A 14,922-nucleotide genomic window follows, 5' to 3' on the forward strand; every position below is an offset into this window, starting at 1 on the left:
TTTATGCGGAAATAAAGCGCTCTTCTGGTATTGCTGGTATTGGTTCTTGATGAAGAACAAGTAATTGATTAGAGGCAAGTGTTTCCATTGCATAAGGAATACCCTCTCGGTCAGAAAATTCTATTTCAAACATATCCTTACCAAGTTCCATCACAACCGTTCCTACCTGACCTTGTTGTAATAAAATTGGCTCATTGGTTTCAAAATGCTTGGTATAGCAAAGATTGCTAAGGTTAGGACATAATGTAGGGAAAGAGTTAGGAAAAAAGCGATGCCAGCCCCCTACAGTGTAGATCTAAGAGAGAAAGCGGTAAGTGCAGTAGAAAAAGGAGAGAAGAAAAGCCATGTCTGCCGAACACTGAACATTAGTCGCAACACCTTAGACCTATGGATAAAAAAGAAGAAAGAAACAGGAAGTGTGGCCGCGAAGAGAGATTATGAGCGTGGTCCACGACCGAAAATAGATGATTTGGATAAATTCAGAGAATTTGCGGAGGAGAACGGTCATTTAACGCAAAAACAAATGGCAGAAAAATGGCCAGAGCCCGTAAGTAGAATAAGAATAAGTAAGGCTCTAAAGAAAATAGGGTTTACTAGAAAAAAAACTTATATTTACAGGGAAATAGAAGAGGAAGCGAGAAAGGCATTTGAAGATGAAATCAAGCAATATGCGGCAGAAAAACTGATTTATATGGATCAAGCCGGTCTAGATGACACTCTAGACTACCCCTATGGGTACTGTCATAAATCAGAGAGATTAAAGGCAAGCAAATTAGGACATAGAACCAAGAGAGTCAGCATAATAAGTTGTTGGTGGAATGGAACAACAATAGCTCCAATGATATTTGAAGGATACTGTAACGCTCAAGTAGTATGCACGTGGATAGAAGAAATGTTATTACCAGAGTTAATACCAGGTCAGATACTAATCATGGATAATGCAAGCTTTCATCCGAAACAAAGAATAAAGGCATTGGTAGCAAAAGCTGGGTGTGAGGTTATATTTTTACCACCATATTCACCAGACTTGAACAAAATTGAGAAGTTCTGGGCGAGACTAAAACGTTATGTTTCCCAACTTGTTAGTAATGGAGAATCGCTGATTTCTGCATTGGATATAGCGTTGAGAGAACTGTCCTAACTATCTCGTCCTTTGCTATATTTGGTAATTCAGTAATATTAATTACGGACAATGAACAATTCTAAGATTTTGCTGCAACGTATCACAATTGACTCAGCTATATGCCATGGTAAACCCTGTATTCGTGGTTTCCGTTATCCGGTAGAAAATATATTATATATTAGAACTTCTCAGTTCTGGTATGACTATAGAAGAAATTCTTGAAGATTATGATGACTTAGAGCGGGATGACATTTTGGCAGTATTAGCCTATGCAACTAAGTTAACCCAAGTAAAAAGCATCCATAACGTTATTGTATGAAGTTTTTTATTGATGCTCAATTAACGGTTCGTCTATCCTATCTTCTCAAATTGATAGGCTATGATTCAATTCATACGAAATAATTAACCTTGCAAAATGCTACACCAGATACGACAATTAATCTGATTTCAATTTCTGAACAAAGAATTTTGATTACCAAGGATTCTGATTTTTGGGATTCATTTTGTATTCAAGGACAATCTCATAAACTTTTACTGGTTACTACAGGGAACATCAGCAACAAAGAACTAGAGGTTATTTTCATTAAAAATCTAGAAAAAATAATCGAACCATTTGAAAACTATTCCTTAATTGAAATAAGCCGAGACGCAGTTGTAGTTCATCAATAAAACTAATGACTAACCTACTTTAAAATCTCCGTCATTAAAAATATGCGCTTCTTTAGCAATAGGGGGGAAAGACAGGCGTTGTAACCACCTTAAAGTTTGGTTAGTTCTTTTCCATAATTTCGGAAAAATAGTTCTTCCACATCAAACGGTTTGAACAGACTGTAAAATTCCTTGCAGTGTTGCCGTTTCTAAGCGGGGGCCGTAACAGGTAACTACTTTGGCTGCTGTTTCCGAAGCTAGTTGCCCAGTTTTTTCATAGTCCATGCCGTGGGTTAAGCCATATAAAAATCCCCCGGCGTACATATCGCCTGCTCCCACCGTATCAATGGGTTGGACTTTAGGGGCACCAATGGTCAATAAATTTTCGCCATCAAAAATTAATGAGCCTTCTCCCCCCCTGGTTAGGGCAAAGTTTTTGGCAATAGTTTTGCAGTAGGCGATCGCCTGATTAAGGTCTGTAGTCCCGGCCATTTCTAGGGCTTCCGCTTCATTGGCAAATAGTAGATCCACCCCTGACCCCAGCATTTCCCTTAAACCGTCTTGGAAAAATTTAGCCATGTTGGGATCGGATAGGGATAGACAGGTCTTCACCCCGGACTGTTCGGCGATCGCCTTAGCTTCGATGCAGGCCGCCTTGGCACTAGGAGAAGTGACTAGATATCCTTCTAGGTAAAGATATTGGGATTGCCGTAACGCTGGCCAATCCATTTCCGTCACCGACAAACTATCGCTAATGCCCAAAAAAGTATTCATGGTGCGATCTGCATCGGGAGTGACAAAAACCAAGCATTTACCGGTAATTCCTTCCCCGGCGGTCTCATGGTGAGGATTCGTATCAAGACCACAAGCGTTCAAATCCTGGAGGTAAAAGGCCCCCGCTTCATCTTTGCCCACTTTACAAGCGTAAAAACCGGTACCTCCCAGTTGGGCTAGGGCCACCAGGGTATTAGCCGCCGATCCGCCACTGCTTTGTTTGCCTCGCTGTTGGGCCAAATGGGCAATTAGTTCATTTTCTCTGGCTTCCTCCACCAAGGTCATCACCCCTTTATCGATGCCTAGGCTGACCAGTTGCTCTGGGGTAACCTCAAATTCCATATCCACCAAGGCATTACCCATACCATAGACATCGTATTTATGACCCATTGCAACCTCACGGATTCCGCTTCATGACGAATGTTATCCTAGGGCAGAATGGCTTGACTGACAATGGTTGGATTAATTGATGGGGGAGGAATGATGGTAATTGGAGTCAGTTCACTCAAAAATAGTAGCAATAATATTGCCTAATTAGCTACGGGATTAATCAGCGGTTATGGTGAGATAGTTGCTAAAATAAACAATAGTTAAATCAAGATTTGACTTAAATTTTTGGTAAAAGTATGCCCACATCTATGTCAGAATGGCATCAGTTTTTGACTTATTTTCCCCTGGATAAAGCCAATTGGAATTTCAAGGCTTCCCAAAATCTGACTGCTCCCTTGATTTTGTACTATTCTGGTGTTTTGTCTGTCACCCCGAGCCTACGACATTTACTTTTAGTTTCCCAACTGAAGGGGACATATACCGAAAGTTTGGGTAACCGATCCATGCCCAGACCACAAATGTTTGACCATCGAGCCAGCCATGATTTCACCATGCTCTATGCCCACGCTGCTGCTCCCCAACGACGGGATTTACTTTTCCATTTTCAGATTAGTGGTTCTGACATCACTGCTAAGCAATTAGCCTACTTTTTTATTGAAGCCTGTGGCAAAGCTGAAGATAATGACCAAATTTACCTTGGCGATCGCCGTCACCGTAATTTCTGGGCCGATTTGGGGCGGATCAAATTGAGCCAACTAAATGTAGATAGTAGTATTTGGGAAAATAATCAGTCTTTGCAGGTTGTTTGACGGATAGCGCTCTCCACAGCTGGGTGTAGGATCAAGGAACGGCTCCAGCAAAACTCCGTCCTTGGTATTGTTCCCCATGGGCATAATCAGGGGTTTTGCTAATGGTTAATTGTTGTTGCCCTGTGCCAAGAACGTAGTTACCTGTTTTCCCCTCACCATGGCTGAATCCTATCTCCTCCCCGGTCAATTGTGGCCCCGTTTACTAGCCCAGAGTGACCACGCTCTCAAAACCGGAGCCCTCCAACCCATCACTACGGCGGTAACTACCTTGGAGGAGAGAGAAATAAACTTTGTGGTACGGATTCTGACCCAAATCCATCGCAAAAAAATTACCACTGAACACCAACATCGCCAGAAAATTAATCCATTTTTGCCCTACGACCCCGATCTATTTGTGGGACATTTTTCCGAGACCCATTTGGGATTGCTGAATAAATTCAAGGTAGTAGATCAACATTTATTAATTGTCACGCGGGAGTTTGAAGATCAACAAAATCCTTTGACCCTAGGGGATTTCACAGTGGCAGTACAGGTATTAAAAGAAAAAGAAGGATTAGTATTTTATAACAGCGGCCCTAAAGCGGGGGCCAGTCAACCGCACCGTCATTTACAATGGATTCCCTTTCCTTTGGTGGAAAATAGTCAAAAATTTCCCCTGGCGAACCATTTTATTCAAGCAAAAAACCTGCCATTCAAAACGGCGATCGCCCCCCTCACCGTGGATGTGATTAACCAAGCCGACGGAGGCAAAATTTGTTACCAAATTTATCAGGATATGTTGCAGCAATTAGGCTTACAAACCACGGTGGAAGCAAGGCCCCACCCCTACAATCTGTTAATGACTAGGGAGTTTTTGGCGATCATACCCCGTTCCCAGCAATCCTACCAAGACATTGAAGTTAATGCACTAGGTTTTGCTGGTGGCTTACTGGTGAGAAATCAACAACAGCTGGAGCTGTTGCAGCAACTAGGGCCGTGGCAACTACTGCAACAGGTGGGGGTCGCACAATAATCAAATAATGGATAATCCCAATACCCCCGCCTATCTGTCTCCCCCCTTATTAAGGGGAACTGGAGGGGATATTGCTTGATCTCTCGCTGAAATCAATTTAGCAAGGTAGCATTTAGAGCCTGTTTATAAAGTCTGATTTCGCCCCCTAAATCGACCCACTAAAGCTCAGCAATACTGGGGGACTCTGCTTACTCTGCTTCTGTTTCCCCCCGAACTTGGGGGGTCAGGGGGGCTTTTCAAACACGTTCTTAAACTGTCAAACAGATACCAATAACCAACTGTCGTTACAGTAATTGATCCACTTGTTTAGCTGTTTCAAAGAAGAAGCGAACATTATCTTCTGGAGTACCCACCAAAACGCCATGGCCGAGGTTGAAAATGTGGCCACCTTGACCCGCTTTCCGCACAGTGTCCAAAATCCGCTCTTTGATAAAGTCTTGGGAGCCGAACAAGACACCGGGGTCCATATTACCCTGTACTTTCATTGCTTTACCCAAGCGTTGGCGAGCGTCGGCCATGTCCACTGTCCAGTCCACACTGACAATGTCCACCCCGGATTTGCCCATGCGTTCCAGAATGCCTGCACTGCCGCTGATATAAAGAATTAGCGGTGTATCAGGATGGGTTTCCCTGACCAGCTTGACCACTTTTTGCTGATAGGGGAGGGCAAAGGTGTCGTAGTCTTGGGGGCTTAGTTGACCAGCCCAAGAATCAAATAATTGCACCAGTTGGGCACCACAGTCGATTTGGTAACGAACGTAAACGGCGATCGCCTCGGCAATTTTATTGAGGAAACTGTGGAGAATGGCCGGCTCAGAAAAGGCCATTTGCTTGATTACTTTGTAATCTTTGGAGCTTTTTCCTTCAATGGCATAGGCGGCTAGGGTCCAGGGAGCACCAACAAAACCCAACACAGTGGATTGGTTGCCCACTTCCTTTCGCAGGGTTCCTAAAATAGTTTTGATAAAGGGCAGACTGGATTCCGGATCGAGGGGATGGAGTTGATCCACCTGGGATTGGCTGCGGATGGGAGGGTCGATGATGGGCCCTTTACTTTCCACAATGTCAAAGGGAATGCCAATGCCGGGCAGAGGGGTTAGAATGTCGGAAAACATGATCACCCCATCGGGTTGGAAGGCTCGCCAGGGCTGGAGGGAGATTTCGATGGCCAAGTCTGGATTTTCTGACCGCTCCCGGAAGCTTGGGTATTTATCCCGCAGATCTCGATAAACTTTCATATAACGGCCAGCCTGGCGCATCATCCACACAGGCGGACGCTTAACTACTTCGCCCCTGGCTACCCGCAGAAGGTAGGGCAAATCATTTGCTTCTGTCATTATTACTCCTAATAAAAATTCTTTGTAAAATCAAGCCTTTGCTAGCTTATCATTTCCCCCGCTGCCTCTAATCCTTGGCGATGGGGGGATTTTTTCTGCTCCCATCCGTTAATGTTCTCCCTTGGCAGCCAAAGAACCAAGTCCCAGGCAAATTAGGGCGTTAACCACCAAAAAGGCGATCGCCGTGGTGCCGTTGCCGATTAACCATAGGGGAGTACCAAGGAAAGCGGCGGTTAATAAAAAGACAGTTACCCCAAAACAAACCCCCAAAGACCACTGTTTGCCACTGGGACTGCCCAGCAATAGCAACAACAAGCCAATGGGAATGAGCGCACTGGCAAAAAATGGATTTAACAAACCAGTCCCAGGAAGACTGTTGCCCAACTCCGGCAGGGCACTGCCCATGGCTCGGAAAGGCCATTGGGGCAAGTCAAAAATGTATAGACCTTGCAGAAAGAATAGCCCCGAGCTGCCAAAAATTAATCCCCAGTTGAAGGGCCAGGTAAATTGCAGCGGTAGATAAATCCGCAGCAGGAATACCAACAGATAGGAACCCAACACCATGGCTAGTTTGGGCAAAAACGCCACAGCCCCGCCGTCAAACCAAAAAATGGGATTGAGGTAACCGTTGTCCCGTAACCAGCGCATGAAATCCCGGAAGGAAATCTGTCCCTGTTGGGCCTGTTTGACCGCTTCCCCGGCGTTGACATGGCCGGCACCGTAGTAGTTCAGACTATCGTTGGGCACAGAACGGGCGGAGGCTTTGAGAATTTTTAACACCGCCTCTGGTTCCGATACCTCTGCCACCGTCAGGCGATCGACGGCCCCAGAAGATAAACCCACTTTGGCCTGTTGTAGTTGGACGGATTGGATTAGGGCCGCTGTGCCGGCCACATGGGGAGCCGCCATGCTAGTACCCTGCATACCTATGAGTACTGGTTCCCTGGTATCGGGGTCAATGGTTTCCTGGAGGATTTTGCCATCTTTGCCGTCGGTGCTCCCCCCAGGAGCCGCAATGTCTACCCCAGCGCCATAGTTGGAATATTCCGCTTTGTTACCGGTGGCATCGGTGGCCGCCACACTAATCACCTTCGGGTACCGACCAGGGTAGGCCGCTGCATTTTGTCCTTCATTACCGGCCGCCGCAATAATTACCACCCCTTTGCTGTAGGCGTAGTCAATGGCATCGGCTAGGGTCTTGCTTTCACCACCGCCCCCCAAGCTCATGTTAATCACGCTGGCCCCGTTATCCGCCGCATACATAATCGCTTCGGCAATGTCCGCTACCGTGCCGCCGCCGTTATCCCCCAATACTTTCAGGGGCATAATTTTGGCTTTGGGCGCAACACCCGCAACACCGTATTCGTTATTGGTGGCTTGGGCAATGGTTCCCGCTACATGGGTGCCATGGCCGTTGTAGTCGGTGGTGTCCCGGTTATCATCTACAAAGTTGTAGCCGCTAACAAATTGGGTTTGTCGTAAATCCGGTACCCTAGTCACCCCGGTGTCAATCACCGCGACGGTTACCCCTTCCCCTTTACTTTGGTCCCAAGCAGATTCCATGGCGATCGCCCGGAGATTCCATTGCTTGCCGTATTCAGGATCATTGGGAACTTCCAGCGTTTGATAGATATAGTTGGGTTCGATGTAGTCTACTTCTTTGGTCAAAGGCGATCGGCGCAGACGTTTTAAATCTTCCCCATCGCCCTTAACGGTGTAAACATAATTTTTAATGGAAAAAATACTGTTAAAATCCACCGTCTTTTCCAGCTTCTCATCGATGGCTTGAATATCCGCCGTTAGGGTTTGAGTGGGAATATCATTTTTAAAATTAATGATCAAGCTATCGTAATTGCCGCGGTGGGCCAAACCATGTTGTTGGAGATAGAGGTTGAGGGCAAACCACAGACCGGCAAAGAACAGAATGGTGAGGAAAAAGCGTTTGATCATAATAAATGCGGGGAATGGGGCCCATTTTCCCGGGCGGAAATCGGCAAATCACATCTTATAGAGATAGACAAAACTTTGCCCGAGTGCCTGACTAATTGCAATTCTAATGGACGAACAAGGGAGATTGATGATCTTGGAGTTGCTAAAGAAGACTCCCATTAAGACCTCCAATCTAACGCCGGGAGCATTGAACTTGCCGAAGATTGCTGATTCCAAGAATCTGAGCTAGGTAGAAGCGGGATTAACTCTTTCCCACCTGCCCCATCAGTTTCTCCACATCGGGGTCATAAATGCGTAAATAATTCCAGTAATTGCCAAACACTGCCTCCACATAGCCCTTAGTTTCTGCAAAGGGAATGCGCTCTACAAAGAGGTCAGGATCAGCGTTATTAAATTCCTGTAACCATTTGGCCACATTGCCCGGCCCCGCATTGTAGCTGGCCACCGCCAGGGCCGAATTATTGTTATAGGTTTTATGGGTGTGGTCAAAATACCAGGTGCCCATATTGACATTATCGGTGGGATCGGTGAGGGAATATTCCTGCAATCCGATTTGGGGAGCAATCCATGCCGCCGTGGCGGGCATCACCTGCATCAACCCCGTCGCGCCCACGGGAGACTGGATATCCTTTTCAAATCGGGATTCCTGGCGAATTAACGCCGTGACCAAAAAGGGATTCACCTGGCGTTTTTCCGACCACTCAAAAATTAACTTTTGGTAGGGAAAGGGAAAGAGGGTTTGCCAATAATCCCTAGTGCTCCGTAGTTCTTCCCATTGTTTTCTCTGTTCCGGGTCCTCGGGATTGCGCAAATTTAACACTTGGTTGATGCCCTGCAAATATTCCTGTTGGGTCAATTTAAGCAGGGCTTCTGTAAAGCCTTCATTGACCGTTAGCTCCGGTGTGGCTTCCCCTTCTGCCCTAGCTCGAATTTCTGCGTCAAATAATTCGATCGCCTCTTTGTCTTGGGCCAGACGATATAACTCCCGAAAAGTGGGGGAACCAGCAGGGGGTAAGGGCCGTTGGTCCGGCACCGTCACCGGGGGATTGAGAAAACGTACGGAGTTAAAGTCCCCCACCTGCCAGCCCAGTAACACCGCCGATCGCCAAGCGTAATAGGACTGGGGATATTGAGCCAGCACTGTTTCAAAAGCGGCTTTGGAATCGCCTGATCGCCCTAGTTGCTGGGCCCATTTACCGATCCAAAAAATAGCTTTGGGAGTAACGTCACTCTGGGGATTTTGATTAGCAATTTCCTTGGCCCAGCGCCAAGCTTCAGTATAGTTACCAGCTTTAGCAAACTCCTGGGCCTGGCGCCACCGGTAATTAGCGGCGGCATCGGAGTTAGAATACTTTTGCAGTAGGGTCTGGCGAGCCTGTTGGGCTTGGTTGGCATCAAATTTTGCCAATAAATCTATGCGGGCCGCTAGGGCAGAGGCCCCTTGGTCAGGAAATTGTTGCTCTAACTGCTGTAGATATTGCATTCCTTCAGTGGGGGGGACCAATTCTGCCAAACGTCTTAGGGCTAGGGCCGTTTCTGAACTGTCGGGATAGGTGGCAATTAATTGCCGGTAGTTTTCCTTGGCTTCATTGTCCAGCTTGCTAATTTGTTGGGCCCGGGCTAAACGGTAAAGATTGCGGGCATTGCTGGGGGCCTTTTGGTAGAGGGCGATCGCCTGGTTATAAATGCGACGATGCCAAAAATTATCCCCCATGGCTTGCCAATCCTCCGGGGTTAAATTTCCCTGGTGGTTGGCTTTGAGACCATCGATCACAGCGGCGGTGCGGCCATCGGTGGGGTGATTTTGCAAAATTTGCCGTTGGATTTCCAGAGAATTAGGTTCACTTTCTAACTGCTGGTGGAGAATCGCTAGGGTGCGGGGATGGCCCGGATGGTCGGCGATCGCCTGTTGCCAATAGGCTTCATCCAAACTGCCCAAATTTTCCAGGGCATTAACCACTACGGGGGAATCAGGATATTGGTCTAAAATGCTTTGCCAGGTGGCTTCGGCCTGGTCATTTTCGTTGCTTAATTGATAGCCCCGGCCCCGCATGAGTAAAATGTAGGATGCTAACACCGGATATTGCACTTCTAATCCTTCCAGTACTCGGATCGCCGGGCCTCCTTCAAACTTGGCCAGCAAATCCCCTGCTAATAAAAACCGAGCCCTACTCCTTTCCAAAGACAATTCTTCCTGATTGGCGATCGCCTGCAGTCTGCTCCGCCGTTGCTCCGGGGTTAATAGGGCCAAACGTAATACTTCCGAATCTTGATGTTGTTCCTGCTCGTAGGCCCGCATTTGGGCTTCCTGTCGCCATCCGTTCACCATTTCCAGAGCCCTGGGCAAAGTTAGGGCCGTACCTCCCACCAACAGCACCAATATGCCTCCCAACCAGAGCCAGCGCTTACTCCGGACATGGCCTTGGGTTTTATCTTCCTCTGCCAGAGATTGGTCATGGCCATTCAACGGAGCGGTAATTGTACTTTGTTGATCTTCAGGGCCCAAGGATGATACATGATCTGACCCTGGCTCCCAATGCGGATTGGCGATCGCCGGGGGGGATAAATTGGGCAAAGATAACCTTTTCTTGGGAGGAGAACTGGCGGTTTCCGTTGTTTCCCCTTGGTGCCCATCTTGGTCAGGCTCCATCTGCTCTGATGAAGCGTCCCCCATTGCGGTTAAATCCTTGAGATAATCCTGCAACTGGGCCTTTGATTTCTTGTGCATAATGTCGGAGTAATGCCAAACCACAACTCTACCTTATCTTTGCCTGGGTTTAACTGGGGAAGGTAGGCGGGGATCAGTCTGGCCGGAAGTATTACAAACACTTTCCCAGCGGCGATCAGCTTTTAAAGCAACGGCAGAGAAAATGCAAACTCACTGCCCTGGCCTAGGATACTTGCCACAGTTAAACTACCTCCCTGCAACTCCACCAACCGTTTGGCGATCGCCAGTCCCAAACCAGTGCCACCGGAATAACGGGAACGGGATTTATCAGCTCGCCAAAATCGCTCAAACACATAGGGGAAGTCTTCTTGACTAATACCAATGCCCGTATCCGTCACCGTCACCCAGAGTAGATTGTCCTTTTCTCGGTCGTTACCACGGTGAGCATCGATGGTAATGGCACCACTGGGGGTATAGCGCACCGCATTACCAATTAAATTGACCAAAATTTGCTCAGTGCGGTCTGGGTCGGCCCACACCGGGGGTAGGGGAGAACTAGCGGCGAGGATTAACTCCGGCCCTTCGTCCAATAGCTGATCTGTAAACCGTTGTTGTAGTTTTACCAACAGAGGATAAAGATCTAGAGGTTGTCGTTGGATGGATAAATAACCCGCCTCTACTTTGGACAATTCCTGCAAATCCACTGTCAGCCGTTCTAACCTCCGGGTTTCCCCCACCAGCCGTTGGTACAGTTCCGGATCTCCGGCAACGGTGCCCTCCGCCAATTGTTCCAAATAACCCCGCACCACCGTCAAAGGGGAACGCAATTCGTGGGTTAGGTCACTCACCAATTCCCGCCGTTGTTGTTCCACATTTTCCAAGCTATCCGCCATGCGATTAAAACTCTGGCCCAACTCCTCCAACTCGGGAATGTTACTGGGAGGCATCCGGCTTTGCAAGTCGCCCTCTGCCAAATTTTTCGTAGCTAATTTCAGGCGATCGAGGGGTTGCATAATGCGGTCGGCAGCCAAAAAACTTAATCCCCCGGCGGCGCTAGCCCCAAAAATAATCGCCCAGAGAGAACTACGATTCCAGGCGGTTTCAAAACCCCGGATCAAATAGGTTTTGGCGGAACGAACAGTGATAAATCCCTGACTTTCCAACTCTTCTAGGCGCAAAATAAACATGCGGGGGGAAGAAATTTTCGCCATGGAAACAAAACTGCCCAACCCCACTAGCATCACCAGTATATGGGACAGGAAAAGGCGGGAACCAAGACTGAGTTTAGCCATAGGATTGAGGTTGGTGGATCTAAGCATTGCCCAAGACCGGGGATCATTCAGGAAAAGCAATGGCTCACTTCCCCTGGCCCCGATTTGTCTGTAGCACACCAGCAAAGCCGTAATAGAATGGGGTGATTGTTTTGCTCAATTTACCCATGTCGGGGCATTGGGGGCAAAGATAGTAGGATCTGGGGGTTATGGGATGACCAAAAACTTCCCCCGTCCCCACTGGAACCTATTGCCTAGCATTGCAGATCTGAATAGGTAAGTTGAGAGTCCGCTTAAATTTTTGGTGTCAGGAGTTGATCGCATGAGCCTACGTCGTAATGCCCTTAAGGTTTTGCAAGAAACCAGTCGGACATTCTACATTCCCATTAGCATTTTGCCTGATCAGCTTCTCGATGCAGTGGCTTCTGCCTACCTTTGTATGCGGGCGATCGATGAAGTGGAAGACCATCCCGACCTCGATGCTGAGACAAAAGCGAGAATTCTCAATCAGATTAGTCTCAATCTCCAGAGTGCGACGGAAAACTCCCACAGCGACGATTTTATCCGGGGATTAGATTCGTATTGCAACCTGTTGCCGGAGGTAACTTTAAGGGTGGGGGAATGGGCCCTGTTGGCCCCCGAAACCATTGCCCCCAGGGTGTGGGATGCAACGGCGGCTATGTCGGACCGAATGGCTTTTTGGGCAATCCACAACTGGCAAATCAAAACGGAAAATGAGTTAGATCAATACACTTTTAGTGTAGCTGGGGCCGTAGGTCTGCTCCTGTCTGATCTGTGGGCTTGGCACGATGGCACCCAAACGAACCGCTCCCATGCCATTGGTTTTGGTCGGGGGCTCCAGGCGGTAAACATTGTCCGCAACTACAAGGAAGACCAGCGCCGGGGGGTAAGCTTTTTTCCCCAGGGTTGGGAGCTGGCGGATATGCATAAGTATGCCCGTTACAATTTGGCGTTGGCGGATCAATACACCAAATCTTTGCCCCACGGCCCGGCCCTCAATTTTTGTAAAATTCCCCTCACCCTAGCCTATGGCACCTTGGATGTGTTGGCGCTGGGTAAAGAAAAGCTCAGCCGCAGTGACGTGATGGCTCTGGTCAATCGGGTCATTGCCAGCTAGGATTTAACCGATCCCGCTAGAATGCCCCGCACAAAGTACCGTTGCAGACCAAAGAAGACCACCAGAGGCACGATCATGCTGATGAAAGCCCCAGCGGTTAACAAGTACCAATCCTGTCCCCGGGAGCCGACTAAATTACTCAGTTGAATGGTAACAGGAGCAACGTCGGCAGTGCCTCCTAGGTAAACTAGGGCGACCAATAAATCATTCCATACCCAGAGGAATTGAAACACGGCAAAGGAGGCGATCGCCGGCATGGAGAGGGGCACAATTAACTTGGTAAAAATTTTTAAATGGGAAGCACCATCCACTGCGGCCGCTTCAATTAAATCCTTGGGGAGAGCACCAATGTAGTTGCGTAACAGGTAAATTCCCAAGGGTAAACCATAGGCGGTGTGGGCTAGCCAAACCCCAAGGAACGTACCCGCTAACCCCAATTGGGCATAGACCCTCAAAACGGGAATGAGGGTGGTTTGTAAAGGTACCACCAGTAGGCAGACCACCAAAATAAATAGTAATTGTCGCCCAGGGAAAGTCATCCAAGCGAAAGCATAGGCGGCAAAGGTGGCAATGGCAATGGGAATCACCGTGGCCGGCACGGCAATGGTCAAACTGTTTAAAAAAGCTTCCCCCATGCCGGAGGAACGTAAAACGTCACCATAGTTGCCTAGATAAAACTGGGTAATTTCCAAGGGGTGCCAAAATACTGTCCACCAACCGGTGCTGAGCATATCCCCCCGGGGGCGTAGGGAACTGATGAATAGACCCAAACTAGGCAATGTCCAAATGAAAGCAATGGAGAGAATGGCCATGTGAATGGGGAGTTTTCGCCAAAAATCAGTGGTTTGATTGGTTTTATGCGTTCTCTGATGAACTTTAGTCATTAACGTAATTTCTCCTGAGCTTTAAAACGACGAATATTGGTGATCATCACCGGCACAATTAACAGCAACAAAACGACAGCAATGGTACTTCCCCGGCCAAAGTTGCGATAGTTAAACATTTCTTTAATCATCAAACTAGCAATTACTTCCGTGCCCTGGTTGCCGCCGGTCATGACAAAAACAATGTCGAAGACTTTTAGCACTAAAATCACCATTGTAGTACTAACTACCAACAGGGTAGAGCGGATCATGGGAATGGTAATGCGCCAAAAAATTTGCCAACTGTTCGCCCCGTCAATCCTGGCCGCTTCAATGACATCAGCGGGAATACCCTTCACCGCCGCCGAAAGAATAACCATACAAAAGCCGGTGTAGAGCCAAATCATAATGGCAATCAGGGCAAAGTTGTTCACTGATCGCTCCACCAACCATCCCACTGGGGCAAAGCCCAAACTGGTTACAATGGCATTGAGCAGGCCGATTTGTTCGGCTCCCGCTGGTCTGTAGGCATAGACAAATTTCCAAATGACGCTGGCCCCCACAAAGGAAATGGCCATGGGTAAAAAGATGATCGATTTGGCGATCGCTTCGTAGCGGACTTTATCCGCTAGGACAGCAATAATTAATCCCAAACTAACACTGATGCCTGTAACTAGTACTAACCAGAGTAAGTTATTGCGGAAGGCCACCAACATGGTGTGGTCTGTGAAGGCAAAAACATAGTTTTCTAGCCCGACAAAATTCTTTGATCGTCCGTCAAAAAAACTGAGGTAAATAGTCTCCAGGGTAGGCAAGACTAGATAGGCCGACAGAAATAGTAAAGCCGGGGCCACATAAATCCAGGGCAATATTCTTTGATTCCAAGGTTTGGGTAGGGCATTAATAGCGTAGTTAGCAAGATACAACAAACCAATTACCCCGCCACAACCAATGGCGATCGCCAACAGAACATTAACAACGCGATAAAACAAGTTTCTT

The 14,922-nt window shown here is 47.7% G+C and carries 15 protein-coding genes; 7 read left to right on the forward strand and 8 right to left on the reverse strand.

The genetic code is table 11. The annotated features are described in order from the left end of the window. Window position 1 precedes the first annotated feature (1 nt). A complete protein-coding gene (locus tag IQE94_RS18815; protein WP_370630536.1) occupies window positions 2-295 on the reverse strand; it encodes a DUF4926 domain-containing protein in 294 nt (97 codons plus the stop codon). On the opposite strand from IQE94_RS18815, the gene IQE94_RS04645 reads away from it, so the two are divergent. The 4 genes from IQE94_RS04645 to IQE94_RS04655 all read left to right on the forward strand — a co-directional run bounded on the left by IQE94_RS04645 (window position 272) and on the right by IQE94_RS04655 (window position 1,792). After that, complete coding sequence (locus IQE94_RS04645) at window positions 272-1,141, forward strand: IS630 family transposase (RefSeq protein WP_223342803.1); 870 nt, start codon at window positions 272-274, stop codon at window positions 1,139-1,141. The genes IQE94_RS18815 and IQE94_RS04645 overlap by 24 nt on opposite strands. 51 nt (window positions 1,142-1,192) lie before the next feature. Next, entirely contained in the window at window positions 1,193-1,345 is a 153-nt protein-coding gene (locus tag IQE94_RS18820) for a DUF433 domain-containing protein (protein ID WP_370630510.1), read from the forward strand. Further along, window positions 1,323-1,442 (forward strand): DUF433 domain-containing protein, encoded by a 120-nt coding sequence (locus IQE94_RS18825; protein ID WP_370630511.1) that lies wholly within the window; start codon window positions 1,323-1,325, stop codon window positions 1,440-1,442. The genes IQE94_RS18820 and IQE94_RS18825 overlap by 23 nt, the downstream gene beginning before the upstream one ends. A gap of 89 nt (window positions 1,443-1,531) precedes the next feature. Next, on the forward strand, window positions 1,532-1,792 hold the full coding sequence (locus IQE94_RS04655; protein WP_223342804.1) for a DUF5615 family PIN-like protein: 261 nt from the start codon (window positions 1,532-1,534) through the stop codon (window positions 1,790-1,792). Between the two features lie 141 nt (window positions 1,793-1,933). Here the strand turns inward: IQE94_RS04655 and IQE94_RS04660 are convergent, their stop codons facing one another. After that, window positions 1,934-2,935, reverse strand: coding sequence for an adenosine kinase (locus tag IQE94_RS04660; protein WP_212716471.1), 1,002 nt, complete (start codon window positions 2,933-2,935; stop codon window positions 1,934-1,936). A gap of 236 nt (window positions 2,936-3,171) precedes the next feature. Here IQE94_RS04660 and IQE94_RS04665 point away from each other — a divergent pair, with 236 nt between their 5' ends. Both IQE94_RS04665 and IQE94_RS04670 read left to right on the forward strand, forming a co-directional pair. Next, entirely contained in the window at window positions 3,172-3,684 is a 513-nt protein-coding gene (locus tag IQE94_RS04665; protein WP_212716473.1) for a hypothetical protein, read from the forward strand. A gap of 157 nt (window positions 3,685-3,841) precedes the next feature. Further along, entirely contained in the window at window positions 3,842-4,696 is an 855-nt protein-coding gene (locus IQE94_RS04670; RefSeq protein ID WP_212716474.1) for a DUF4922 domain-containing protein, read from the forward strand. Window positions 4,697-4,980: 284 nt separating this feature from the next. Here the strand turns inward: IQE94_RS04670 and hemE are convergent, their stop codons facing one another. The 4 genes from hemE to IQE94_RS04690 form a co-directional block, all read right to left on the reverse strand. After that, complete coding sequence (gene hemE / locus IQE94_RS04675; RefSeq protein ID WP_212716476.1) at window positions 4,981-6,033, reverse strand: uroporphyrinogen decarboxylase; 1,053 nt, start codon at window positions 6,031-6,033, stop codon at window positions 4,981-4,983. 108 nt (window positions 6,034-6,141) lie between these two features. Beyond that, complete coding sequence (locus IQE94_RS04680; protein ID WP_212716478.1) at window positions 6,142-7,983, reverse strand: DUF5942 domain-containing protein; 1,842 nt, start codon at window positions 7,981-7,983, stop codon at window positions 6,142-6,144. A gap of 241 nt (window positions 7,984-8,224) precedes the next feature. Further along, the gene (locus IQE94_RS04685; RefSeq protein ID WP_223342805.1) at window positions 8,225-10,735 is read right to left on the reverse strand and encodes a transglycosylase SLT domain-containing protein; all 2,511 of its coding nucleotides are present in this window, start codon (window positions 10,733-10,735) and stop codon (window positions 8,225-8,227) included. 98 nt (window positions 10,736-10,833) lie between these two features. After that, window positions 10,834-11,970 (reverse strand): sensor histidine kinase, encoded by a 1,137-nt coding sequence (locus tag IQE94_RS04690; RefSeq protein WP_370630512.1) that lies wholly within the window; start codon window positions 11,968-11,970, stop codon window positions 10,834-10,836. 256 nt (window positions 11,971-12,226) lie between these two features. On the opposite strand from IQE94_RS04690, the gene IQE94_RS04695 reads away from it, so the two are divergent. Continuing rightward, on the forward strand, window positions 12,227-13,060 hold the full coding sequence (locus tag IQE94_RS04695) for a squalene/phytoene synthase family protein (RefSeq protein ID WP_212716479.1): 834 nt from the start codon (window positions 12,227-12,229) through the stop codon (window positions 13,058-13,060). Here the strand turns inward: IQE94_RS04695 and IQE94_RS04700 are convergent. Both IQE94_RS04700 and IQE94_RS04705 read right to left on the reverse strand, forming a co-directional pair. Next, window positions 13,057-13,944 carry a carbohydrate ABC transporter permease gene (locus IQE94_RS04700; protein ID WP_212716481.1) on the reverse strand — a complete coding sequence of 296 codons (888 nt, stop codon included), beginning with the start codon at window positions 13,942-13,944 and terminating at the stop codon, window positions 13,057-13,059. The genes IQE94_RS04695 and IQE94_RS04700 overlap by 4 nt on opposite strands. Further along, the gene (locus tag IQE94_RS04705) at window positions 13,944-14,915 is read right to left on the reverse strand and encodes a carbohydrate ABC transporter permease (RefSeq protein WP_255611357.1); all 972 of its coding nucleotides are present in this window, start codon (window positions 14,913-14,915) and stop codon (window positions 13,944-13,946) included. The genes IQE94_RS04700 and IQE94_RS04705 overlap by 1 nt, the downstream gene beginning before the upstream one ends. Window positions 14,916-14,922: the final 7 nt, after the last annotated feature.

The sequence above is a fragment of the Synechocystis sp. PCC 7339 genome (genome assembly GCF_019924095.1).
Classification (GTDB): domain Bacteria; phylum Cyanobacteriota; class Cyanobacteriia; order Cyanobacteriales; family Microcystaceae; genus Synechocystis.